Genomic DNA, 22,677 nt, shown 5'->3' with positions numbered 1-22,677 from the left:
AGCCGCGGGGTGTGCGCCGGGCTCCGGTGCACACCCCGCCGGGTGCGGCCCCTTCCGGGAGGAACCCCCCGAAAGCCTCGTACGGGCGGGGGACCGACTGCTAGCGTCGACCGTGTTCCAGGCCACACTCGCGAGGACGCCCCCAGGAGTGCGGATGAGTCCGACCACCCCCACCGTCGCCCACCTCCTCCAGCGCAACGCCGACACCTGGCCCGATCGGCCCGCGCTCTCCTGGCGTGAACCCGGGTCCGCCGACTGGACCGTACTGACCTGGTCGCAGGTGCGTGACAGCGTCGCCCGGCTGGCGGCGGCCTACGCGGCCCTGGGCGTGGCCCCGGGGGACCACGTCCTGCTCATGATGGGCAACCGGCCCGAGCACTGGCTCAGCGACCTCGCCCTGGTCCGTGCCGGAGCCGTCACCACCACCGTCTACTCCACCTCCGCGCCCGACCAGGTCCGCCACATCGCACGGCACTGCCGCGCCCGGCTCGCGGTCGTCGGCGACGCCGCGTCCGCCGGGGTCTGGGAGCGGCTGGTCGCCGACCCCGACACGCCCCTGGAACGGCTGGTCGTCGTGGACGGAGCCGACCCCGATCGCGCACACGTGCCGTACGCGGACCTGGTCGCCGAACCGGCCGCCGGGCCTGACGACCCGGCCATCGCGACCCGGCCCGACCCCGGCCCCGACGACCGGCTCACGGTCGTCTACACCTCCGGTACCACCGGCGATCCCAAGGGCGTCGTCCTGACCCACCGGCACGTGTTCGGCAACGCGACCGCGCTGGACCGGGTCGTCGACCTGCCCGACCACGCCGAGCACATCTGCTACCTGCCCCTCGCGCACATCGCCGAGCGCATGCTGGGCCTGTACCTGCCGTTGTTCCGGGCCTCGCACGTGTGGCTGTGCGCCGACCCCGAGCAACTGCCCGAGGTCCTGCGGCATGTGCGGCCGCCCCAGTTCTTCGGCGTCCCGCGCGTGTGGGAGAAGCTGGCCTCCGCCCTGCGCGCGGGCCTGGACCGGCTGCCCGGGGACCGGCGCGCCGCGCTCGAACGGGCCCGCGCCCTGGCCGCCGAGCACGTCGCCCGCCTCGAACGCGGGGAGGAGGTGCCCGACGACCTGGCGGAGGGCTTCGAGCGGGCGCGGGAACAGGTCCTGGCGCCCGTCCTGGCCGCGGTGGGCCTGGACCGGGTGGTCTGGGCGGCCAGCGCGTCCGCGCCCATGCCCCTGGACGTCGTCCGGTTCTGGGCCGGGATGGGTCTGGCCGTCATGGACGCCTGGGGACTGACCGAGTCCGCCGGCGTCGCCACCGTCAACAGCCCCGTCAGCGGGTTCCGTCTGGGGTCGGTCGGCCGTCCGCTCGACGGGGTGGAACTGCGCGTGGCCGACGACGGCGAGGTGCTCCTGCGCGGAGCGACGGTGTTCGAGGGGTACCTGCGGCCGGACGGGACGGTCGAGCCGGCCGCCGACGCCGAGGGCTGGTTCGCCACGGGCGACGTCGGCCGCCGCGACGACGACGGGTTCGTGTGGATCACCGACCGCAAGAAGGAGCTGATCATCACCTCCCACGGCAAGAACGTGGCTCCCTCACCGGTCGAGAACGCCCTCAAGGAGCATCCGCTCATCGGCCAGGCCTACGTCCACGGCGACGGCCGCCCCCACCTCGTGGCCCTGCTCGTCCTGGACCCGGAGGCCGCCCCGGCCTGGGCCGCCGCGCACGGCGCCGGCACCGCAGGCGACGGGCGGTCCCTGGCCGAGCATCCGGCCGTCCTCGCGGAGGTCGACCGCGCCGTCGCGGCGGCCAACGCGAGGCTCAGCCGCGCCGAACAGGTCAAACGCCACCGGCTGCTGGACCGGGAGTGGGGGCCCGGCACGGGTGAGCTGACACCCTCGCTCAAGCTCCGGCGGCGCGTGGTCCAGGACCGGTACCGCGACGAGTTGGCGGGGTTGTACGCGCCCTGAGCGCGGCGCGCGTGCGGGTCCCCGGCCTCCGGGACGGAGGCCGGAACCCGTGGAGCGGGCGGATCAGACGGTGTGCCTGCGGTCGCCCGCCTGCGTTCCCGGCTCGGTGCCCTCGGCGGGTACCGTCGGCTCGGGCTTGGCGTGAGCGGCGCGTCGGCCGCTGCGGTAGGCGGCCCGCTGGTCGTCGGTCATCCGGTCGGCGGCCGCCTCGTCCCGGGCCGCCGCCATCTCCCGGTCCGGCCAGCCGGCGGTCAGCGCGTAGATCACCAGGAGCTCGATGGCGATCGCGACCACCGACCACACGGGCAGGGCCACCAGGAAGGCCAGCTGGGCGAGGGCGTTCACCGCCGCCAGCACGATGCCGAAGACCCGTGCCCACATGCTGCCGGACAGGATCGCGGCGCCGGCGACCACCAGAACGACGCCCCATCCGCCGAGGAGGAGGCCCCACGCCCCGTACTCGAGGACGAGCAGTTCGCCGCTGGCCACGGTGTAGAAGCCGGGAGTCATGAGGGCGACGAGCCCCTGGATGATGTTCACGGCGCCGATCATCATCATCAGCGTCGCGGCGAAGAACTGCCAGCCGTTGGGTGATCCGGTTCGCATTGTGTGCTCCTCACCAGGCGTTCCGTCGGCCCTCGCGAGCCGGACAACGTCCTGTCGGATGCTCTTCGAGCGCGGTTCCGCGCTCCCCCACATCATCGAACGGCCGGACCCAACGGGGTTTCAGCGGTTGCCCCGGATCCGGTCAAGGATGCGGAGGCCGCCGACGAGGGCTCGTAACTCTGGAATTACGGATGTACAGAATGACGTAATCCCGGCTACGGTGTCGGTGTGAACGACGAACACGACACCCGGCTGGCGGACCTGGAGGCGCGGGTCGCCGAACTCGAACGCCGCGCGGCGGAGCGGCCCCGGCCCCCGGACACCGCGCCCGCGGCGGCGACCGGCGACGCCTTCTTCGCGCTCGACGCCCTGCGCGAGCACGCCACCGGACGCGGCGGGGTGGTCTTCGCCGGACTGGTCCGGGACGGGGAGGGGGCGAGCGCGGAGAGCGCACTGGAGTGGCAGCAGGGACTGCCCGTGGAACGGCTCGCCGAACTCGACTGGTCCCAGTGCGCGGCGGCCCTGGACGCCCTGGGCCACCCCGTCCGGCTCTCACTGCTGCACGCCGTCTGGTCGGGCACCCGCACCGTGGCCGAGTTGTCCGAACTGTCCGGCTTCGGTACGACAGGGCAGATCTACCACCACGTCCACCAGCTCAGTGCCGCGGGCTGGCTCACGACCATCAGACGCGGCCACTACGCCGTTCCACCCGAACGCGTCATCCCGCTGCTCACCGTCCTGCTGGCGGCGGGCGGTGCGAGCCGGTCCGCTCCCTGAGGAAGGAGGGACGCGAGGTGCGATCCCGACCCCTGGCCGTCACGGCCGCCTGCGCGGCCGCCCTGGTCGTCGTGCTCGGGCTGCTCGTACGGCCGCACACGCCCGCCCTGTCCACCGACGAGTCCGGTGACGCCGCGCTGCTCGACCGCGCCCGGCCGCTGTTCGCCGACGGTGTCCACGACCGGGTCAGCGTCGTCGAGATCGCGGGGGAGAGTACCCGCTTCGCCCACTTCGGCGCGGACGACGCCACCTCCTACGAGATCGGCTCGGTCTCCAAAGCCCTGAACGGACTCCTGCTCGCCGACATGATCGAGCGCGGCGAGGTGTCCGAGGACACCGAACTCGGCGCGCTCCTGGACCTGGACGGAGCTCCGGCGGCGTCGGTCACCCTCGCCGAGCTGGCGGGCCACCGCTCGGGGCTGCCCCGGCTCTCCCCGCGCCCGCGCGACGCGTTCGGGGCCTGGGCGGCCGCGATGACGGGCCGGGACCCCTACCGGTTCGACGTGGCCGCGCTGGTCGAACAGGTGGCCGCGGCCGACACCTCCGGGCGCGGCGAGGTCTCCTACTCCAACATGGGCGCGGCCGTCCTCGGACAGGCCCTCGCGGCCCGTGCCGGGACCGACTACGCCGACCTGCTGCGCGCACGGGTGCTCGACCCGCTGGACATGGACGCCACCGTGCTCCCCGCCTCCCCGGCCGAACTGCCCACCGAGGCGATCAGGGGCACCAACGGCAAGGGCCGCTCGGCCGACCCGTGGCTGGCCCGCGCCTACGCCCCCGCGGGCGGGGTGCGCTCCACCCCCGGCGACATGGCGCTGCTGGCGCGGTCCCTGCTGTTCGGCGACCCGCCGGGCGCCGAGGCGATGCGGCCGCGCTGGGACGACGGCGAGGGCGGCCGCGTCGGGCTGGGCTGGTTCGTCGACGACCACGGCGGGACCGACGTCACCTGGCACAACGGCGGTACCGGGGGGTTCTCGACCATGGTCGCCCTGGACCGCGAGGGCGGGCGCGCCGTGGTCGTCCTGGCCGACACCGCCACCGGCGTCGAGCCCCAGGCTCTCGGCCTGCTGCTGGGGGAGGCGTGATGAGCACGACCGTCCTCTACGCCGTCGGCGGCCTGCTGGTCCTCGTCGCGGCGACCATGTCCGCCGGGCTCCTGCTCCGGACGTGGCGCGACCGGGGCGGCCGACGCCTCCAGGACCGCTGGGACGCCCTCAACCGGTTCGGGAACGCCCTGCTGATGACCGTGGTCGCGCTGCTGGCGGTCTCCTGGACGGTCTTCCCCGAGGGGCTGTGGTACCTGCTGGTGGCCCTGCTCGCCGCCGCGGCCGCCGGCGCCGTGCTGCGCTGGCCCGACCTGCCCTGGCGATCCGGCCGGGAGAAGGCGGCCGCGCACCGGGCCTCGGCCCTGGGAACGCTCGCGTTCGCGGCGGCCGCGGTCGGCGTAGTCGTCGTCGCCCTGGTCTGAGCCGGGCTTCCCGGGGGCCGGCCCGCCGGGCGTGCCGGCCCCCGGTACCGGTCAGGCGAACGCGTCCACGCCGGTCAGTTCGGCGGAGAACCGCCACAGGCGGGCGGCCTGCTCGGGGTCCACGGCATGGTCGCCCACCCCGGCGCGGTCGGGATCCGTGCCCGCCGGGACGGCCACGTCCGCGTCCTCGCAGTACACCCCGCCCATTCCCGCCAGCCGGGGCGAGGTGGCCGCCCACACCTGGGTGGCCGCGCCCTGTGCGGGCGTCTTGAACGACGGATCGGCCACGGTGCCCTCCTCGTCGATCCAGCCGTTGTCGACCATCTCCTTCGTGCTCATGTGGCGCTGGAGCGGGGTGATGATCGCACCGGGGTGCAGGGAGAAGGCCCGCACGCCGGCCTCGGCGCCGCGCCGGTCGGCCTCGACGGCGAACAGGACGTTGGCGGACTTGGACTGGCCGTAGGCGTGCCACCGGTCGTACCCGCGCGCGAACCAGGGGTCGTCCCAGCGGATCCCCGTGATCCGGTGGCCGCTCGACGACACGGACACCACTCGGGCGCCCCCGCCGTCGGCGATGGCGGGCCAGAGGCGGTTGACCAGGGCGAAGTGGCCCAGGTGGTTGACGGCGAACTGGTACTCCCAACCCGGTCCCACCACCTGGCGGGGGCAGGCCATCACACCCGCGTTGGCGATGAGGACGTCGATGGACCGGCCGCTCGCCAGGAACCGGTCGGCGAAGGCCGCCACGCCGTCCAGGTCGGCCAGGTCCAGCGTCTCGACCTCCACCCCTTCGAGGCCGCCCAGGGCCTCGCGCGCGTTCTCGGGGCGCCGGGCCGGTACGACGACGCGTGCGCCCGCCCCGGCCAGGGCCCGGGTGGTCTCCAGGCCGATGCCGGAGTACCCGCCGGTCACGACCGCGAGCCGCCCGGTCAGGTCGATGCCCTCCAGGACCTCGCGGGCGGTGCTGCGCGCGCCGAATCCGGAACCGATCGGCTTCTGTGGTGTTGTCATGGGCGCCACGGTAGGACCTGGAGCGCGCTCCAGGTCAAGCGCGCAGTACCATCGGCTCGATCCGGCCCGGGACCGGGGCGGCCACCGAAGGGACGGCATGGGCGAGACCGGCAGCGGCACGGACGGCGAGGACGTCGGCGGGGGGACGGGACCGGCCGGCCGACGGCCCACGATGGCCGACGTCGCCGCACGCGTCGGGGTCTCCCGCCAGCTGGTGTCCCTGGTGATGAACGACAGCCCCGGGCCGAGCGCGCCGACCCGCCAGCGGATCCTGCAGGCCGCGGAGGAGCTCGGCTACCGGGCCGACAAGGCCGCCCGTATGCTGCGCCGGGCGCGCAGCCGTCAGGTGGGCGTGCTGTTCACCATGGAGCATCCGCTCGACGTCCACCTGGTCGAAGCGGTCTATCCGGCGGCGGCCGCGCTGGACTACGGCGTCGTCCTGAGCGCCCTGCTGGCCACCCGCGGGGAGCGCGAGGCGATCGACGACCTCCTGGGCCTGCGCTGCGAGGCCCTGATCCTCATCGGCCTGTCCGCCGCGGCGCCCTCGGACCTGGCCACGGTCGCCGAACGCGTCCCGGTCGTGGAGATCGGCCAGCGCACGGGGGCCGAGGGCACAGACAGCGTCCGCACCGCCGACGCCGACGGCGTGCGCAAGGCCGTCGACCACCTGGCCGGGCTGGGGCACCGCAGGATCGCGCACGTGGACGGCGGGGTCCTGCCGGGCGCGCCCGAGCGCGTCGGCGGCTATCTCGACGGGATGCGCGCCCACGGACTGGCGGCGCTGGCCGACGTGATCCCGGGCGACTACTCGGAGGAGGCCGGGGCACGGGCCGCGCGGGCACTGCTCGCGCGCGACGCCTTGCCCTCCGCCGTCATCACGGGCAACGACCAGTCCGCACTCGGCCTGGTGGAGACCCTCGTGCGCGCGAACGTGCGGGTGCCCCAGGACGTGTCGGTGGTCGGCTACGACGACAGCCGCACCGCCCGGCTGTCGTTCCTGGACCTGACGTCCGTGCGCCAGGACGCGGCTCTGATGGCCCGGCTGGCGGTGCGTGCGGCGGCCGAACGGCTCGACGACGGGCGCACGCGCAGCGCGCACCTGGTGCTGGAGCCCGAACTCGCGGTCCGGAGCAGCACGGCCGCCCCGCGCCCCGGTCTGGCCTGACCGGTCCCACCGCCGGGCAGGCGGCCGCGAGGGAGATCACAGCCCCAGGACTTGGGTTCGGCGGGGTCCGGGTGCCACCCTGGATTTAGCACGTGCCAACAACCTCCGTGTCCTGTCCGGGTCCCGCTCCGAGAAGCGCCCCGACCCCTCTCCTCTCCCGGCGTCCCCGCCTCCTCTTCGTTCGCGCTCCGCGCGAGAAAGGCACTGTCATGCCTCTGGCCCTGTTCGCCCTGGCTCTCGGGGCGTTCGCCATCGGTACCACCGAGTTCGTGATCATGGGCCTGCTGCCCGAGGTGGCCCAGGACCTGGACGTCCCCATCTCCACGGCCGGCTACCTCATCTCCGCCTACGCGGGGGGTGTGGTGATCGGCGCGCCCCTGCTCACCGCGCTGGGCACACGGCTGCCGCGCAAGACCGTCCTGCTGCTGTTCATGGGCGTCTTCCTGGTCGGCAACCTCGCCACCGTCGTCGCCGACTCCTACGGCGCCGTGTTCGCCGCACGGGTGCTGGCCGGCCTCCCGCACGGCGCCTTCCTGGGGGTGGGCGCGCTGGTGGCCGCCTACATGGCCGGACCGGACCGCCGGGCCACCGCCGTGGCGCGGATGTTCATGGGACTGACCATCGCCAACATCGTCGGCGTACCCGCCGGGACCTTCCTCGGGCAGTTCATGGGCTGGCGCGCGGCGTTCCTGGCCGTGGTGGGCATCAGCGCGCTGGCGATCGTCGCGATCGCGGCGTTCGTGCCCCGACTGCCCGCGCCCCCCGGCGGCGGGCTGCGGCGCGAGATGGCCGCGCTCGGCGATCGCCAGGTCCTGCTGGGCCTGCTCACAGCGGTGTTCGGGTTCGCCGGCGTGTTCGCCGTCTACAGCTACATCTCCCCGATGATGACCGAACTGGCCGGGATGTCCCCGGCGGGCGTCCCCCTGATCCTGGCGCTCTTCGGCACCGGGATGACCCTGGGATCGCTCGTCGTGGGCCCGCTGGCCGACCGGGCGCTGCGGCCCACCATCTTCGGGGCGCTGGCCTGCCTGGCCGTGGTGCTGGTGGTGTTCTCCTTCACCGTGCACACCCCCTGGACCGCCGCGGTCACCGTCGTGGTGCTGGGGGCGGTCGGATTCGGCGTGGCCACCCCGCTGCAGGTCCTGGTGATGAACAAGGCCGACCGGGCGCCGACGATGGCCTCGGCCTCCAACCACTCCGCCTTCAACCTCGCCAACGCCGGGGGCGCGTGGCTGGGCGGCGTCGGGATCGGCCTCGGCCTGGGCCTGACCTCGCCCGCGCTGATCGGCGCGGTCCTGGCCGTGGCCGGTCTGGGGATCGCCGTCACGGCGGCCCTGCTGGACCGGCCCGCCGCCGGGGCGGACGGTACCGACGCACCGCTGGCGGAGGCCGTCGCCGAGTGAGGCCCCGCCGCGGCCGGGGGCGGAACCGGACTCAGGCCCGGCCCCCGCCCCCGACGCGACGGGCGAGGATCCCGGCGAGGGTCCGGCACCCCCGGCGCAGGTCGGTGGGGTGGGCCGTCCCGTAGCCGAGGATGAGCCCGTGCACGGACGGCGTGCCCTGGCTGGTCCGGGCGAGGTCGTCGACCAGGAGCCCGTGCTCGGCGGCCTCGGCCACCACGGGCGCGACGGCCTCCGCCGGCAGCGGGAGGGCCACGTGCAGGCCCGCGGTGTCCCCGGTCAGGTAGGGCCCCAGGAACTCCTTGACGACGCCGCGGCGCCGGGCGTACTCCCGGCGCATCCGGCGCAGGTGCCGGTCGAGGTCCCCGCGCTCCAGGAGCAGGGCGGTGGCCGCCTGGGCCGGACCGCTGGTGCGGTCCGACAGGCTCCGGCGCACCTCCGCCACCCGCCGCAGCAGGCCCGGTTCGGCGACCAGCCACCCCACCCCCAGGTCCGGGGACAGGGTCTTGGACAGGGTGCCGAGGAGCACCACGCGACCGGGGTCGAGCCCGTACAGGGCGGGCAGCGGGGCGACGTCGTAGCGGAACTCGGAGTCGTAGTCGTCCTCGATCACCACGGCACCCGTCTCCCGCGCCCAGGTCAGCAGGTGCTCGCGGCGGGGGATGGGGAGCCGTCCTCCCAGCGGGTACTGGTGCGCGGGCGTGGTGTAGACGACCGACAGGTCCCGTGGCAGTTCCGCCACCACGATGCCGTCGTGGTCGACGCGGCAGGGAACCGTCCGCGCCCCGCGCGCCCCGAGCACGGCCGTGGCCCGGGGGTACCCGGGATCCTCCACACCCGCCCGCGTCCCCGGCCCGAGCAGGGTGGCCCCGACCAGGTCCAGCCCGTTGCCGGTACTGCGCGTGACCAGGACGTTCTCCGGCCCCACCCGGATGCCGCGGGCGCGGCGCAGGTGGTCGGCCAGCAGCGCGCGCAGCCGGGGCAGGCCGTGCGGGTCGGGGTCGTCGTCCGGTGGCTGCTCGGCCGCGTGCCGCCAGGCCCGGCGCCAGGCGGCGAGGTCGTGGTCGCGGACCCAGGGCGCGCCCGGACGCAGGTCGACCAGACCGCGTCGGCGCGCCTCGTGCCGGGACCACCCGTAGGAGGTCGCCGACGCGGGGGACGCGGTGGCCGCCGCGGTCCGCGGCCCCGTGTGTCCCGCGGATCGGCGCCCGGGCAGGGACTCGTGTTCGGCCACGAACGTGCCCGACCCGTGACGGCCGTCGAGCCAGCCCTCGGCGTAGAGCTGTTGGTAGGCCTCGGTGACCACGGTCCGGCTCACTCCCAGTTCCGTCGCGAGGGCACGGGAGGAGGGCAGGCGGGCCCCGGCGGTGAGGATCCCCTCCGCCATGGCCGCGCGCAGCTGGTCGGAGAGCTGGACGGCGAGCGCGACCCCGGCGCCGCGGTCCAGGCGCACGGGCGGCTCGGTCGTGTGGCGGGTCAAAGTGGTCTTCCGTTTTCGTCGAGAAGTGGCCATGGGCGTAATAGCCACTTCTTCCTAGGCTGACACACATGCTCTCCACGACAGAACGCACCCGGCTCGGGCGCGCCAAGCACAAGGCACGGACCGACCGCCAGGAACTCTACGACCTCCTCGACACGGGAATGGTCTGCCACCTCGGCGTCATCGCCCGCGGCGCCCCCATGGTGGTCCCCACCTGTTACGGACGTGTCGGTGACACCCTCTACGTGCACGGCTCCACGGGCGCGCGGTCCCTGCGCGCCCCGGGGGAGGTGTGCGTCACCGTCACCCACCTGGACGGGATCGTCCTGGCCCGCTCCGCCTTCCACCACTCCGTCAACCACCGCTCGGCGATGATCTACGGGACACCGCGAGAGGTCACCGGTGAGGCGGAGCGCCTGGCGGCGCTGCGGGCCCTGACCGAGCAGCTCGTGCCCGGCCAGTGGGACGCCGTGCGCGCGCCCACCGCCAAGGAGCTCGCCGCCACGCGCGTCCTGGCACTGTCGCTGGAGGAGGCCTCGGTCAAGGTCCGCACCGGACCGCCCGCGGACGACGACGAGGACTACGCCCTGCCGACCTGGGCCGGTGTGCTCCCGGTCCGCCAGGTGTTCGGCGAGCCCGAGCCCGACCCCGCCCTGGCCGAGGGGACCGGGATCCCCGCCCACATCGCCGGTCGCAGGTCATAGCGGGTCGCGACCGCCCGGTTCTGCTCGAGTAGGTCGATGGCACGCTCCACCGCGGTCGCCCCGCCGCACGGGAGTCGGTTCCGGCCCGGTCGGACGCGCACTCCGGCGTGCGCGCCCACCGTTGCGCGGCCGTCAGGCGTAGCGCTCGTCGACACCGATGGCGCCGACTCCGGTGCTGAAGACGGAACACCTCCCCTGGGACTGGCCGGAGGCCCCGGGCCGCAGGGTGACCCAGTTGCCGTTCACGTCCGGGGCCCAGCCGCAGACGACCACGGCGCGGAACTTCATGGTGCGGTTGGTTTCATTGGTGCAGAAGGCGATGCCCACGTGGTCGTCGTTGTGATGGCGGAACGTGTCGCAGTCCAGCACCAGGGCGGATGCCTGGGCGGGGGTCAGGAGGGTGGCCAGGACGACTGCCGCGGTCCCGGCCGCGGCGGTGCGGCCAAGGCGGGAGAGGAGGGACATGTGTTTTCCTTCCACGAAAGGTGAACCTGCTGTGGCACGGCCACTACTAAGAGTGCCTGTCGCTGGTGTTTCCTTGCGGAGGTTCGGCAACCCCGAGGTCCGTGTTTTTCCGCACCTGGCCAGCCAGGTTTTCCCGGGCGGTGGAGGCGCTGCTGGCGCTGCGCACGACGGTGCCGGAGCACCAGCCGGGGAAGGGTGGGTAGACCGTGCTCGCCGACACCGAGGGCCGCGTCCTCTGCGTGATCGGACCCGTTCGGAGAACAGTGCCTAGCGCGGCTCGGCCGTGGCGGGTCGGTCGAAGCCGTGCCGCCAGGTGGCCACGAGCACGAACGAGACCACGACCAGCAGTGACCAGGCCCCGAGCTTGGACACGTGCACCATTTCCCAGGCCTGTTCCTGATGGGGGTAGGACCAGGCCCCGAGCAGGGTGGACACGTTCTCCGCGATCCACAGGAACAGGCCGATGAGCAGGAAGGACAGTGACAGCGGCATCCGGTACCGCTCCTGCCCGACCGTGTAGTGGACCCAGGTGCGCCAGGTGGCCGCGATGAGCGCGGCCGCCAGCCACACCCGCACGTCCGGCAGCCAGTGGTGGGTGAAGAAGTTGGCGTAGACCAGGACGGCCACCGCGGTCGTGGCCACGGGCCGGTAGCCGGCCAGCCGCAGGTCGAGCAGCCGCCAGGCGCGCACGACGTAGGAGCCGACCGCCGCGTACATGAACCCGCTGTAGAGCGGTACGCCGCCGATCTTGGTCCAGGCGTCGCCGGGATAGGACCACGAGCCGACGTGGACCTTGAACAGCTCCAGCGCCAGGCCCACGGCGTGGAAGCCGAGGATGGCCAGCACCTCGCGGCCCGTCTCCAACCGCAGGAGCCAGAAGGCCGCGGTCAGGGCGACGCCGTAGATCAGCAGGGCGTCGTAGCGGGGGATCGGCAGGGGCACGACGGAGCTCAGCGCGAGTCCGGCGAAGATGCCGACGGCGAAGGCGCACGCACGTGCCTGCGCCCAGCCGAACCGGAGGAGTTGGCCCGCGCCGTGGCGCACGAGCGGCCGAGGGGCGGTTCGGGTGGAGGTCATGGGAGGTGGGATGTCCGGCGACCTCCCCGGGTTCGCCCCCGGGGCGCCCTCAGGTGTGCGGCGTGGACGGGACGCCGGGGCCGTGGCCGTGCGCGTGCGCACCGGCCACGTCCCAGTCCGGGAAGGGGTCGGCCAGGTCCGTCCAGGTCCCGGCGAGCTCCTCGTCGGTGAGCAGGCAGGCGCGCAGGGACTCGGCCAGGGCGTCGCCGCGCAGCCCCGTGCCGATGAACACCAGTTCCTGGCGCGGGTCCACGGGCTCCGAGCCCTCGTCGTCGGGCAGGCCCAGCAGGGGTGCGTCCGCGGGGTCCCACGCGCCGGAGGGCTCGAACCGCGCGACGGGGCCGGCCTGCGACCACATTCCGGTGACGCGGTGGCGCGTGGCCAGCCAGAAGAAGCCCTTCGAGCGCAGGAGCGTGCCGAACTCGCCGGAGTCCAGGCGTTCGCAGACCAGCGACCACAGGCGTTCCGGGTGGAAGGGGCGGTCGGAGCGGAAGACCGTGCTGGAGATGCCGTACTCCTCGGTCTCGGGCACGTGGTCGCCGTTGAGCTCGGCCGCCCAGCCGGGCGCGCGGGAGGCGCGCTCCAGGTCGAACAGCCCGGTGCCCACGATCTCCCCGACGTCCGTGCGGCCGTGCTCGGAGCGCAGGACCCGGGCCAGGGGGTTGAGCCTGCGCAGCGCGGCCTCGACCTCGTCGGCCTCCCGGGCTGTGACCAGGTCCGTCTTGTTCAGCAGCAGGACGTCGGCGAACTCGACCTGGTCGATGAGCAGGTCGCTGACGGTGCGTTCGTCGTCCTCGTAGGCGTCGAGCCCGCGCGAGAGCAGGTCGTCGCCCTGGCGCAGTTCGCGCAGGAAACCGGCGGCGTCGACCACCGACACCATGGTGTCGAGGCGGGCCCGGTCCATCAGGCGGGTTCCGTCCGGGCCGGGAAAGGTGAAGGTGGCCGCCACGGGCATGGGCTCGGAGATCCCGCTGGACTCGATGAGCAGGTAGTCGAACCTCCCCTCGTCGGCGAGGCGGCCGACCTCCTCCAGCAGGTCGTCGCGCAGGGTGCAGCAGATGCAGCCGTTGGTCATCTCGACCAGGCGTTCGTCGGTCCGCGAGAGCGAGCCGCCGTCACGGACGAGCCCGGCGTCGACGTTCACCTCGCTCATGTCGTTGACGATCACCGCCACGCGCAGCCCGTCCCGGTTGCCCAGGACGTGGTTGAGCAGGGTGGTCTTGCCCGCTCCGAGGAAGCCGGAGAGCACGGTGACGGGTAGGGCCCTGTCCGCCGTGACCGATGTGGGAATGGTTTTCATTTCTGCATCGTAGCCGGTCTGCCGTTCCGATCGGTCGGCCGCATTGCGGACTCGGGTTGGGCCGGTATTCCCGCGTCGGCGCGGGGAGGCGTCGGTGTGTCCGGCCTGCGTGGGTGTGCCGGAAGGGCGCGGGCCTCCCGGGGCCCACTCCGTACCTCGCGGCGTCTTCGCAGTTCACAGTCGTTATGTCGGCTTCGCGTCGATGCGGTCACGGAGTGTGTCCATAGCGGGGGCCGCATCGTGGGTGTTGGCGCCGATCGGTGGTGGTGTGCACACAGATCGCGGGGATCTTCCGGAATCGGTTGTGCGCCCCGCTGGGCGACCCTAGTGTGACCCTCGGTTCACGGAGCGTCCGTCACCGCAGGCCAGCGGGGTGGACGGCGCGCGTGGACGCGCACGCGCAACCCTCTTCCTCCCTTGCCCCGTCGTCGGCCACACGTCAGGTCGGCTACGCGGCGTGGGTACGCGACTACCATGAGGAGACACAGCGGATGTCGATCGACGTAGGTCCCGACGCCCGGAACGACCAGCGGCGGAGTCTGGCGACCGCGGCCGCCCGGAACCTGGCGACCACCACCAAGTCCGCACCGCAGATGCAGGGGAAGAGCTCCCGCTGGCTGCAGAGGATGCTGCCCTGGGTACAGACCGAGGGCGGCGCCTACCGCGTCAACCGGCGCCTCAGCTACACCATCGGTGACGGACGTATCCAGTTCAACCAGACCGGCGCCAACGTCGAGGTCATTCCCCAGGAGCTCGGCGAGCTGGCGCTGCTGTCCGGATACAACGACGCGGGCGTGCTCGGTCAGCTGGCCGGCCGCTTCACCCAGCGCGAGTTCCAGCCCGGTGACGTGCTCGCGCACGAGGGCAGGCCCGCCGACCACCTCTACCTCCTCGCGCACGGCCGGGTCCACAAGACCACCGAGGGCCCCTACGGGGACCCCGCCCGGATCGGCGTCCTGGCCGACGGCGAGCAGTTCGGCGACCACGGCCTGCTCAACCCGGACGCGACCTGGGACTGCACCGTCAAGGCGGTCACCTCCGGCCTCCTGCTCGAACTGCCCCGCCAGGAGTTCACCGCCGTCATGGACGGCTCTCCCTCCCTGCGCGCCCACATCGAGCGCTTCCTCGCCCGGCCGGTCGACGGACAGAACAAGGCCGGAGAGGCCGACATCGCCCTGCTCTCCGGCCACGTCGGCGAACCCGCCCTGCCCGGCACCTTCGTCGACTACGAGCTCCGCCCCCGCGAGTACGAGCTGAGTGTGGCCCAGACGGTCCTGCGCGTGCACACCAGGGTCGCCGACCTCTACAACAAGCCGATGAACCAGACCGAGCAGCAGTTGCGGCTGACCATCGAGGCCCTGCGCGAGCGCCAGGAGAACGAGCTCGTCAACAACCGCGAGTTCGGGCTGCTGTACAACTGCGACTACAGCCAGCGGATCCACACCGACAACGGCGCGCCCAGCCCCGACTGCCTGGACGACCTGCTGAGCATGCGCCGCAACACGCAGTACATGTTCGCCCACCCCAGCGCCATCGCCGCCTTCGGCAAGGAGTGCAACAAGCGGGGCATCACCATGGGCACCGTCGAGGTCGGCGGCCACCACCTGCCCGCGTGGCGCGGCGTCCCCCTCCTGCCCTGCGGCAAGATCCCGGTCTCCGAGCACCACACGTCGTCGATCATCGCCATCCGTACGGGCGAGGACAACGAGGGCGTCATCGGCCTGCACCAGACCGGCCTGCCCGATGAGGTCGAGCCCGGCCTCAACGCGCGCTTCATGGGCATCGACGACCAGGCGATCATCTCCTACCTGGTCAGCACCTACTACTCCGCGGCCGTGCTCGTCCCCGACGCCATCGGCATCCTGGAGGACGTCGAGGTCCGCCCGCGTGCCTGAGCCCTGCCCGAGACTGCCAGTGAAGGAGGGCTGAGACGGTGTCACTGCTGTCGCGGATGTCCGCCTCCGCCGCCACGCACGACGTGGCGGCCCTGGTGGACGCCCTGATGTCGAACCCGGTGCGCCCGGGGCCGCCGGACCTGCTGGTGCCGGGCGCACCGTCGGCCCGGGTGCCCGAGCCGCCGAAGCCGGTCGCGCCCGCCCGGGCGAACGCGGTCACGGCCGCACCCCGGCTTCCCACCGGACCCACGGGTCTGGGGACCGCGGCGGCCCGGGCCCTGCTGCCCGACCGCCCGGTCGCGCCGCGGACCTTGGTGCCCGCGGCGGTCCCGACGGGGGTGGGCGGCCGGCGGCTGCCCGGGTCCCCCTCGGGCCCCGGGGCCGCCGCCGTGCGCGTCCTGGGCCACCGCGCCCCGCCCCGCCGGGACGCGGACGCCGCCGACGACAACGCGGTTCCGGCGCTGTACTGCCCGCCGGCCGTACGCGACGACCGCGCCCTGGGAGAGGAGGTCGACGAGCGGCTGGTCGCGTGGGCCGAGGAGGTGGGCATCTACCCCGGCAAGCTCGACATGATCCGCAGGGCGGAGTTCGGCCGGCTGATCATGCTCGCCCACCCCGAGACCGACGACCCCGAACGGCTGCTGGCGGCGGCCAGGTGCGCGCTGGCGGAGTGGTCCGTCGACGACCACTACGTCGACGGTGAGGTGGAGGAGTTCCGGCCGGAACTCCTCGGCCAGCGGCTGGCGATCGCCCACTCGGTCATCGACCAGGCACACATCTCGCGCGAGTACGCACCGGAGCTGGAGAGGGTGGTGCAGGCCGATCCGGTCATGCGCGCCCTGCGCTCGGCCCTGGGCAAGCTCGCCGACCACGCCACGTGGACACAGGTGCGCCGGCTGCGCCACGAGCTGGCCATCATGTTCGTCGCCTACAACCAGGAGGGCGTCTGGGGCAACACCGGCCGGCGGCCACCGGTGTGGGAGTTCCTGATGCACCGGCACGAGAACAGCTTCGTGCCCTGCATGGTGCTCATCGACGCGGTCGCCGGATACGAGCTCCCCATGGAGGAGTTCGCCGACCCCCGGGTACGGCGCGTGTTCACCATGGCCGGCTCGGCCACCGTGATCGTCAACGACCTGTACTCGATGGGCAAGGAGGGCCCCGACGACACCAGCCTGCCCAGGCTGATCGCCGAAGAGGACGGGTGCACGATGCGCGAGGCGGTCGAGCGCACCGTACGGATCCACGACGAGATGATGCACGCCGTCGAGTCCGAGGCGGCCGCGCTCGCCCTCTCCGGCTCGCCGCAGCTGGGCCGCTTCCTGGCCGGGCTGTGGGCCTGGTGCGGCGGCAGCCGCGAGTGGCACGCCACCAGCGGCCGCTACCACGGCGACCGGACCGCCTGAGCCGACCCCGACCCCGACCCCACCGCACCCTCCACTTCCCCCCGCCCGGTCCGCCCACGCGGTCCGGTCGGCCGTCCTGCCCGAGACCACCAGCAAGGAGCATTCCGTATGACCATGACCTCCTCCCACGCCACCGCCAAGGTCCTGCGCACCCAGTACCAGGAATCCGTCGCGGAGTACTGGAACACCGAGAAGGACCCCGTCAACATCAAACTCGGCGAGGTCGACGGCCTCTTCCACCACCACTACGGGATCGGCGACTACGACCCCTCGGTCCTGGAGGGCCCGGCGGAGACACGCGACCAGCGGATCATCGAGGAGATGCACCGCCTGGAGACGGCGCAGGCCGACGTCCTCCTGGACCACCTGGGGGCGGTCACCCCCGATGACCGGATCATGGACACCGGGTCCGGCCGGGGCGGAACCAGCTTCATGGCCAACCAGCGCTTCGGCTGCCACGTCGACGGCGTGACCATCTCCGAGAAGCAGGTGGCGTTCGCCAACGAGCAGGCCGAGCAGCGGGGCGTGTCCGACAAGGTCCGCTTCCACTTCCGCAACATGCTCGACACCGGCTTCGCGTCGGGCTCCCTGCGGGCCAGCTGGAACAACGAGTCCACCATGTACGTGGACCTGTTCGAGCTGTTCGCCGAGCACGCCCGCCTGCTGGAGTACGGTGGCCGCTACGTCACCATCACCGGCTGCTACAACGACGTGACCGGTGGCCGTTCCAAGGCCGTCAGCCGGATCGACGAGCACTACACGTGCAACATCCACGCCAGGAGCCAGTACTTCAAGGCGATGACGGCGAACAACCTCGTCCCGATCTCCGTCGTCGACCTCACCGGGCCGACCATCCCGTACTGGGAGCTGCGGGCGCGGTCGTCCGTGGCCACCGGCATCGAGGAGCCGTTCCTGACCGCCTACAAGGAGGGCAGCTTCCACTACCTGCTCATCGCGGCCGACCGGGTCTGAGGACCCCCGGGGCGCCCCGTGGCGCGGGTCGAACGGCCGACCGCCCCGCGGAGCGCCCGCTCCGGCGCCCGCCCGGCCACGCCAGGCCGGGCGGGCGCGGCCCGGCCCCGTGGCCACCCGACGGAAGGACGCCATGCCCACCAGCCACACCACCGGTCCGTCCACCGCCACCGACGAAGGAGTCCCCGGCGAACCGATCATGCTCGAACTGGTCGACGAGTCCGGAACGACCATCGGGACCGCCGAGAAGCTGTCGGCGCACGTGTCGCCGGGCCGGCTGCACCGGGCGTTCTCCGTGTTCCTGCTCGACGACCGGGGCCGTCTGCTGCTCCAGCGCCGGGCCCTGGGCAAGTACCACTCGCCCGGGGTGTGGTCCAACACCTGCTGCGGCCACCCCTACCCCGGCGAGCCGCCCTTCCTGGCGGCGGCCCGGCGCACCACCGAGGAACTGGGGGTCGCTCCCGTGCTCATGCGTGAGGCCGGCACCGTGCGCTACAACCACCCCGACCCGCATTCGGGCCTGGTCGAGCAGGAGTACAACCACCTGTTCGTGGGGTCGGTGGGCGGCGAGCCGCGCCCCGACCCCGAAGAGGTCGCCGAGATCGCGTTCGCCGACCCCTGGGAGCTGGCGGTCCTGCCAGGGGACAGCCCCTTCTCGGCCTGGTTCCCGACGGTCCTGGAGGCCGTGCTGCCCGCCGTGCGGGAGCTGGCCCCCGACGCGGGCTGGTAGCCCACCCGGCTCACCCGATGAGGCCGCGGCGGTAGGCCTCGCCGACCGCCGCGGCCCGGTCGCGGACGCCCGGCTTGTCGTACACGTGCTGCAGGTGCGTCTTGATGCCGGCACGGTGGTCGCCGCGACCCCGGACAGGACGGGCATGCGCAGGTCCATGAGGACCACGTCGACTCCGAGCCGGTCCGCCCGGTCGAGCACCTCGTGGCCGTCGGCGGCCTCGCCGACCACGTCGATGTCGGTCTCGGCGGTGAAGGCTCCGCGCAGACCGTCGCGCACCACGGGGTGGTCGTCGGCGATGAGGACCCGGATCACGACGTGCCCGCGACCACCGGGACGGCGGCGCTGACCTGGTGGTCCCGTCCCCGCGGATCGCCCACCCGGCCACGGGATCGGCGGCCCGTCGCGTAGGCGACAGGCCTGGTGAGGCTTCTGTGGGAGCGCACAGGGGAAGGTCCCTAGGTGCACTGATCCGAAGGGGGGGTCATGGTCTCTCGGGATGGAAGCGAACCCGACTGGATCCCAGGGCTCGATGACGACTCGGACCTGGCGGGAGTGGCCGAACGGGTGCAGGAGCTGGTGCGGGCCCAACTGAGGCTGCGCTCGCTGCTGGGGGCAGTGCTCGCGCTCGGCCAGGACCTGGAGTTGGACGCGGTCCTGCGCCGCGTGGTGGCCGCCGCGATGGATCTCGTGGGCGCCCGGTACGGAGCCCTCGGTGTGTTGGACGACGGCGGTGAACTGGCCCAGTTCATCCCCCTCGGGTTGGAACAGAGAGAGCTCCGGGCCCTCACGGGAGTGGACCACCCCCATGGCAAGGGTCTGCTCGGCCGCATGATCCACCAGAGCGAACCGCTGTGCGTCGCCGACATCGGCGCCCACCCCGACTCGGTGGGTTTCCCGTCGGGGCATCCGCCGATGCGGACCCTGCTCGGAGCGGCCATCAAGGTTCGTGAGCGCACCTACGGCAACATCTACCTCTCCACCCGCTGGGACGGGCGGCCCTTCGACCGCCATGACGAGGCGGTGCTCCTGGCACTGGCCGGGGCCGCTGGCGTCGCCATCGACAACGCACGCCTGTTCGAGGAAGTGCGCTCGGGCGCTGAGCGGTTCCAGCGCCTCCTGCTGCCCCGGATACCCGACCTCTCCCCGTTCGGCGTCGCCACCAGCTATCGTCCCGCCCATGCCGGACAGCGCCATCTCGGTGGGGACTGGTATGATGCCCTCCTGCTGCCGGACGGCGCCTGCGCCATGGTCATCGGGGACGTGATCGGCCACGACCTCCTGGCCGCGGCCACCATGGCCCAGACCCGGAACATGCTTCGCGCCCTTCTCTACGATCGGCGTACACCGCCGAGTGAGGTGCTGGCAGTACTCGACCGAACCCTCGAGGCGACGACGGACGAGGCGATGACAACGGTCTGCCTGGCCCGCCTCGAACCTGTCGGTCAGAGCTGGGAGCTGCACTGGAGTACAGGGGGACATCTGCCCCCGCTGCTGGTGGAACCAGGTGGGAGTGCGCGCTACCTGGACGGGAATCCCGGTCTTCCGCTCGGTGTCGAGCCTGAGTCCGCACGTCCGGACCACCGGTACCCGGTGCCGCCGTCGGCCACGGTGGTCCTTTTCACCGACGGTCTGGTGGAGCATCCGCGCCACTCGCTCGACCGGGGGCTGGGAATCGTGGCGAAGGTCGCCTCCGCCCATGCCGACAGTCCACCCGAGGAGTTGTGCCGCGCGCTCGTCGCCGACGCGCCCGGTGACGGCCATGATGACATGGCGGTGCTCGCCGTGCGCGTCCCCGACCGGTGACCACGGACGGGGCCGAGGCGGCGGATCGTGGCGCGGACGTCGTCCCCAGCATCGGTCGCGGGCCCGGCTCAGATCCCATCGGCGGAGTCGGGCGTGTAGTCGATGGGCACGTGCCCCTTACCGCAGTCCTGGACGAGATCCCATCCTCCGGGGGAGTGTGTATCCGGCCAGTGACGGCGATCGTGATCTCGTATGCGTCGACGTCGAGTCGGGCCCGGGCGGTGTCGCGGTCCACCTCCTCCCAGCGGATGGTGGGCGCCGGACGGCTTCCGGAAGCTCCGCGGCCATGACGGGTCGGACTCCGCGAGCTCGAGCCCCGGCCGGGTCAGGGCGGCCCAAGCGTCCGCTTCTTGGAGGGCCTGGCGTGGTACCGGGCTCAGGTCCATACACGTCACCTCGGGTGGACCCGGCGAGCGCGCGTCGGCACCGGGGCCCGTCGGCGGTCGGCGTCCTGCCCTTCGGTATTCGCACACGTCCACGCGAGCCGACACCTGACCGGGGTGTGCTTCCGTCGTGTGCGCCCTGTTCGAGAGGATCGGCGAAGGAGGGACACGAACAGACGTGGCCCTCGATCGACCGCGACGGAGTAGCCGACCATGGAACCCGCGTTCATCCTCGCCGCGTTCATCGGTGGATTCGCCGCCCTGGCGCTTCGGCTGCCGCCCCTGGTGGGGTTCCTGGCGGCGGGATTCGTCCTCAACGTGCTCGGCTACCGCGCCACCCCCGAACTCGAGGCCTTCGCCGACGTCGGCGTCGTCCTGCTGCTGTTCACCATCGGGCTCAAACTGGACGCCCGCTCCCTGCTGCGCCGGGAAGTGTGGGGGACCGCGACCGCGCACATGGCGGTCTCCGTGCTGCTGGCCTCGGTGCTGATCGGTGTGCTGCGGTTCGCGGGCCTGGCGCTGCTGGAGGGCACGGGCTGGCGGACGCTGCTCCTGCTCGGCTTCGCGCTGTCCTTCTCCAGCACGGTCTTCGCGGTCAAGGTCCTGGCGGCGCGCAGCGAGTCCGGGTCGCTCTACGGGCGGCTGGCGATCGGTGTGCTCATCACGCAGGACGTCTTCGCGGTCGTGTTCCTGTCCACCACCTCCGGGTCCCCGCCGAGCCCCTGGGCGCTGCTCCTGGTCCTGCTGGTGCCCGCCGCGCCGCTGCTGCGCGCGGCGCTCGACCGCGTCGGACGAGGGGACATGCAGGTGCTCTTCGGCGTCGTCGCCGCCCTGGGCATCGGCTACACGCTGTTCGACCTGGTGGGGATCAAGGGGGACCTGGGCGCCCTGGTCCTCGGCCTGCTGCTGGCCCCCTCCGTGCACGCCGCGCCCCTGGCCAAGTCGCTGCTGTCGGTCAAGGACCTGCTGCTCGTCGGCTTCTTCCTCAGCATCGGCCTCACGGGGCCGCCGGACGCCGGGGCGCTGGCCGTGGCGCTGCTCCTGCTGCTGCTGGTGCCGGTCAAGGGCGCGCTGTTCACCGCGCTGTTCCTGTGGGCCCGGCTGCGCGCCCGTACGTCCCTGCTGGCGGGCCTGACCCTGAGCAACTACTCCGAGTTCGGACTCATCGTCGGCGCGCTGGCCGCTTCGCAGGGATGGCTCTCCGACCGGTGGCTGGTCGTCCTGGCCCTGGCGGTGGCGCTGAGCTTCGCGGTGTCCGCGCCGCTGAACGCCGCCGGCGAGTCCGTCTACCGCGCCATCGGGCCCTGGTTGGTCCGCCGGGAGCGGGCCGACCTGCTGCCGAGCGACCGCCCCATCGAGATCGGTGACGCCCGCGCGGTGGTCCTGGGCATGGGCCGGGTCGGCTGCGGTGCCTACGACCGGCTCGTCGGGGTCCACGGGATCCCGGCGGCCGGGGTCGAACACGACCCGGCGACCGTGGCCCGGCTCCGGGAGGAGGGGTACCGGGTGGTGGAGGGCGACGCCACCGACTCCGACTTCTGGGCCCGGCTCAGCCTCGATCCGGAGGTGGAGCTCATCATCCTGGCCATGCCGCACCAACGAGGGAACCTGGCGGCGCTGGACCAGTTGAGCGAGGACGGGGTCAGCGCCACGATCGCGGGCGTGGTCAACCACGAGGACGAGATCGCCGAACTGCGCAGGCGGGGCGCCCACGAGGTCTACCACCTGTACGGCGAGGCCGGCCGCGCCCTCGCCGACGACGCCGTCGCCCACCCCGGCCCCTGAGGGGTCTCCGGCCGGGCGGCCCCGGGCCTGTGCCGGTGGCCGCCGGGTACGCGGACGGCTTCGCCGGCGCCCCACCTGTGACCCGGGGATCTTCCCCGATGAGTGCTCCGCGGCGGGGGCGTGCAGACCGCCCTTCCGCACCGGGGCCCGCCCGTCCCCGCGCGGACGGCGCGCGGCCGATCGCGGGAAGGGCACGGAAAGAGAATACCGAGCGGAAATGCGTCGGTAGAGTCTCACATTCCTCCTTCCCCCACAGATGAAAAGCACCCGATCGAGACCGCGCCCGA

Annotated in this window: 19 protein-coding genes and 1 pseudogene; 13 read left to right on the top strand and 7 right to left on the bottom strand. The window is 73.0% G+C overall.

The genetic code is table 11. The annotated features are described in order from the left end of the window. Window positions 1-154: 154 nt before the first annotated feature. Window positions 155-1,960: a long-chain fatty acid--CoA ligase gene (locus tag M1P99_RS03375; RefSeq protein WP_304451215.1), complete on the top strand. Its 1,806-nt coding sequence runs from the start codon at window positions 155-157 to the stop codon at window positions 1,958-1,960. A 63-nt stretch (window positions 1,961-2,023) separates the two neighbouring features. Here M1P99_RS03375 and M1P99_RS03370 read toward each other — a convergent pair whose 3' ends face one another. Then, the gene (locus tag M1P99_RS03370) at window positions 2,024-2,566 is read right to left on the bottom strand and encodes a hypothetical protein (protein ID WP_304451214.1); all 543 of its coding nucleotides are present in this window, start codon (window positions 2,564-2,566) and stop codon (window positions 2,024-2,026) included. A 228-nt stretch (window positions 2,567-2,794) separates the two neighbouring features. On the opposite strand from M1P99_RS03370, the gene M1P99_RS03365 reads away from it, so the two are divergent. From M1P99_RS03365 to M1P99_RS03355, 3 genes are read left to right on the top strand one after another with little or no spacing between them, the layout of a single operon-like run. Beyond that, window positions 2,795-3,343 (top strand): helix-turn-helix transcriptional regulator, encoded by a 549-nt coding sequence (locus M1P99_RS03365; RefSeq protein WP_304451213.1) that lies wholly within the window; start codon window positions 2,795-2,797, stop codon window positions 3,341-3,343. A gap of 17 nt (window positions 3,344-3,360) precedes the next feature. After that, a complete protein-coding gene (locus M1P99_RS03360) occupies window positions 3,361-4,428 on the top strand; it encodes a serine hydrolase (protein WP_304451212.1) in 1,068 nt (355 codons plus the stop codon). Continuing rightward, the gene (locus tag M1P99_RS03355) at window positions 4,428-4,811 is read left to right on the top strand and encodes a hypothetical protein (RefSeq protein ID WP_304451211.1); all 384 of its coding nucleotides are present in this window, start codon (window positions 4,428-4,430) and stop codon (window positions 4,809-4,811) included. Before M1P99_RS03360 ends, M1P99_RS03355 begins: the two co-directional genes overlap by 1 nt. Window positions 4,812-4,862: 51 nt before the next feature. Here M1P99_RS03355 and M1P99_RS03350 read toward each other — a convergent pair whose 3' ends face one another. Beyond that, complete coding sequence (locus M1P99_RS03350) at window positions 4,863-5,822, bottom strand: SDR family NAD(P)-dependent oxidoreductase (protein ID WP_304451210.1); 960 nt, start codon at window positions 5,820-5,822, stop codon at window positions 4,863-4,865. Between the two features lie 172 nt (window positions 5,823-5,994). Here M1P99_RS03350 and M1P99_RS03345 point away from each other — a divergent pair, with 172 nt between their 5' ends. Both M1P99_RS03345 and M1P99_RS03340 read left to right on the top strand, forming a co-directional pair. Continuing rightward, window positions 5,995-6,987, top strand: a complete 993-nt coding sequence (locus M1P99_RS03345; RefSeq protein ID WP_304455557.1) for a LacI family DNA-binding transcriptional regulator — start codon at window positions 5,995-5,997, stop codon at window positions 6,985-6,987. Window positions 6,988-7,196: 209 nt separating this feature from the next. Further along, complete coding sequence (locus tag M1P99_RS03340) at window positions 7,197-8,390, top strand: MFS transporter (protein WP_304451209.1); 1,194 nt, start codon at window positions 7,197-7,199, stop codon at window positions 8,388-8,390. Between the two features lie 31 nt (window positions 8,391-8,421). Here M1P99_RS03340 and M1P99_RS03335 read toward each other — a convergent pair whose 3' ends face one another. Then, the gene (locus M1P99_RS03335; RefSeq protein ID WP_304451208.1) at window positions 8,422-9,867 is read right to left on the bottom strand and encodes a PLP-dependent aminotransferase family protein; all 1,446 of its coding nucleotides are present in this window, start codon (window positions 9,865-9,867) and stop codon (window positions 8,422-8,424) included. 68 nt (window positions 9,868-9,935) lie between these two features. Here M1P99_RS03335 and M1P99_RS03330 point away from each other — a divergent pair, with 68 nt between their 5' ends. Continuing rightward, a complete protein-coding gene (locus M1P99_RS03330; RefSeq protein ID WP_304451207.1) occupies window positions 9,936-10,571 on the top strand; it encodes a pyridoxamine 5'-phosphate oxidase family protein in 636 nt (211 codons plus the stop codon). Between the two features lie 132 nt (window positions 10,572-10,703). Here M1P99_RS03330 and M1P99_RS03325 read toward each other — a convergent pair whose 3' ends face one another. The 3 genes from M1P99_RS03325 to M1P99_RS03315 form a co-directional block, all read right to left on the bottom strand. Beyond that, the gene (locus tag M1P99_RS03325) at window positions 10,704-11,036 is read right to left on the bottom strand and encodes a hypothetical protein (protein ID WP_304451206.1); all 333 of its coding nucleotides are present in this window, start codon (window positions 11,034-11,036) and stop codon (window positions 10,704-10,706) included. A 267-nt stretch (window positions 11,037-11,303) separates the two neighbouring features. Further along, on the bottom strand, window positions 11,304-12,113 hold the full coding sequence (locus M1P99_RS03320) for a DUF817 domain-containing protein (RefSeq protein ID WP_304451205.1): 810 nt from the start codon (window positions 12,111-12,113) through the stop codon (window positions 11,304-11,306). 49 nt (window positions 12,114-12,162) lie between these two features. Next, window positions 12,163-13,413 carry a GTP-binding protein gene (locus M1P99_RS03315; RefSeq protein ID WP_304451204.1) on the bottom strand — a complete coding sequence of 417 codons (1,251 nt, stop codon included), beginning with the start codon at window positions 13,411-13,413 and terminating at the stop codon, window positions 12,163-12,165. A 491-nt stretch (window positions 13,414-13,904) separates the two neighbouring features. Here M1P99_RS03315 and M1P99_RS03310 point away from each other — a divergent pair, with 491 nt between their 5' ends. The 4 genes from M1P99_RS03310 to idi all read left to right on the top strand — a co-directional run bounded on the left by M1P99_RS03310 (window position 13,905) and on the right by idi (window position 18,416). Continuing rightward, the gene (locus M1P99_RS03310) at window positions 13,905-15,308 is read left to right on the top strand and encodes a family 2B encapsulin nanocompartment shell protein (RefSeq protein ID WP_304451203.1); all 1,404 of its coding nucleotides are present in this window, start codon (window positions 13,905-13,907) and stop codon (window positions 15,306-15,308) included. Window positions 15,309-15,346: 38 nt separating this feature from the next. Further along, on the top strand, window positions 15,347-16,714 hold the full coding sequence (locus tag M1P99_RS03305; RefSeq protein ID WP_304451202.1) for a family 2 encapsulin nanocompartment cargo protein terpene cyclase: 1,368 nt from the start codon (window positions 15,347-15,349) through the stop codon (window positions 16,712-16,714). A 108-nt stretch (window positions 16,715-16,822) separates the two neighbouring features. After that, a complete protein-coding gene (locus tag M1P99_RS03300) occupies window positions 16,823-17,686 on the top strand; it encodes a geranyl diphosphate 2-C-methyltransferase (RefSeq protein ID WP_304451201.1) in 864 nt (287 codons plus the stop codon). A 133-nt stretch (window positions 17,687-17,819) separates the two neighbouring features. Next, complete coding sequence (gene idi, locus M1P99_RS03295; protein WP_304451200.1) at window positions 17,820-18,416, top strand: isopentenyl-diphosphate Delta-isomerase; 597 nt, start codon at window positions 17,820-17,822, stop codon at window positions 18,414-18,416. 177 nt (window positions 18,417-18,593) lie between these two features. On the opposite strand, the pseudogene M1P99_RS28610 reads toward idi, so the two are convergent. Continuing rightward, window positions 18,594-18,695, bottom strand: a pseudogene (locus M1P99_RS28610) (DNA-binding response regulator); the annotation flags it as partial. Between the two features lie 207 nt (window positions 18,696-18,902). Here M1P99_RS28610 and M1P99_RS03285 point away from each other — a divergent pair. Next, complete coding sequence (locus M1P99_RS03285) at window positions 18,903-20,222, top strand: PP2C family protein-serine/threonine phosphatase (RefSeq protein WP_304451199.1); 1,320 nt, start codon at window positions 18,903-18,905, stop codon at window positions 20,220-20,222. Window positions 20,223-20,818: 596 nt separating this feature from the next. Next, complete coding sequence (locus M1P99_RS03280) at window positions 20,819-22,390, top strand: cation:proton antiporter family protein (RefSeq protein WP_304451198.1); 1,572 nt, start codon at window positions 20,819-20,821, stop codon at window positions 22,388-22,390. The last annotated feature ends 287 nt before the right edge of the window (window positions 22,391-22,677 follow it).

This window comes from Nocardiopsis sp. YSL2 (genome assembly GCF_030555055.1).
GTDB lineage: Bacteria > Actinomycetota > Actinomycetes > Streptosporangiales > Streptosporangiaceae > Nocardiopsis.
Note: the sequence above shows the minus strand (reverse complement) of the source record. Positions and strands in the feature narration are given on the sequence as shown.

Excerpts from the sequence above, each read along its gene's own strand:
- M1P99_RS03375 (WP_304451215.1), top strand. The coding sequence starts at position 155 with ATGAGTCCGACCACCCCCACCGTCGCCCACCTCCTCCAGCGCAACGCC.
- M1P99_RS03370 (WP_304451214.1), bottom strand. The coding sequence starts at position 2,566 with ATGCGAACCGGATCACCCAACGGCTGGCAGTTCTTCGCCGCGACGCTG.
- M1P99_RS03355 (WP_304451211.1), top strand. The coding sequence starts at position 4,428 with ATGAGCACGACCGTCCTCTACGCCGTCGGCGGCCTGCTGGTCCTCGTC.
- M1P99_RS03350 (WP_304451210.1), bottom strand. The coding sequence starts at position 5,822 with ATGACAACACCACAGAAGCCGATCGGTTCCGGATTCGGCGCGCGCAGC.
- M1P99_RS03345 (WP_304455557.1), top strand. The coding sequence starts at position 5,995 with ATGGCCGACGTCGCCGCACGCGTCGGGGTCTCCCGCCAGCTGGTGTCC.
- M1P99_RS03340 (WP_304451209.1), top strand. The coding sequence starts at position 7,197 with ATGCCTCTGGCCCTGTTCGCCCTGGCTCTCGGGGCGTTCGCCATCGGT.
- M1P99_RS03330 (WP_304451207.1), top strand. The coding sequence starts at position 9,936 with ATGCTCTCCACGACAGAACGCACCCGGCTCGGGCGCGCCAAGCACAAG.
- M1P99_RS03325 (WP_304451206.1), bottom strand. The coding sequence starts at position 11,036 with ATGTCCCTCCTCTCCCGCCTTGGCCGCACCGCCGCGGCCGGGACCGCG.
- M1P99_RS03320 (WP_304451205.1), bottom strand. The coding sequence starts at position 12,113 with ATGACCTCCACCCGAACCGCCCCTCGGCCGCTCGTGCGCCACGGCGCG.
- M1P99_RS03315 (WP_304451204.1), bottom strand. The coding sequence starts at position 13,413 with ATGAAAACCATTCCCACATCGGTCACGGCGGACAGGGCCCTACCCGTC.
- M1P99_RS03310 (WP_304451203.1), top strand. The coding sequence starts at position 13,905 with ATGTCGATCGACGTAGGTCCCGACGCCCGGAACGACCAGCGGCGGAGT.
- M1P99_RS03300 (WP_304451201.1), top strand. The coding sequence starts at position 16,823 with ATGACCATGACCTCCTCCCACGCCACCGCCAAGGTCCTGCGCACCCAG.
- idi (WP_304451200.1), top strand. The coding sequence starts at position 17,820 with ATGCCCACCAGCCACACCACCGGTCCGTCCACCGCCACCGACGAAGGA.
- M1P99_RS03285 (WP_304451199.1), top strand. The coding sequence starts at position 18,903 with ATGGTCTCTCGGGATGGAAGCGAACCCGACTGGATCCCAGGGCTCGAT.
- M1P99_RS03280 (WP_304451198.1), top strand. The coding sequence starts at position 20,819 with ATGGAACCCGCGTTCATCCTCGCCGCGTTCATCGGTGGATTCGCCGCC.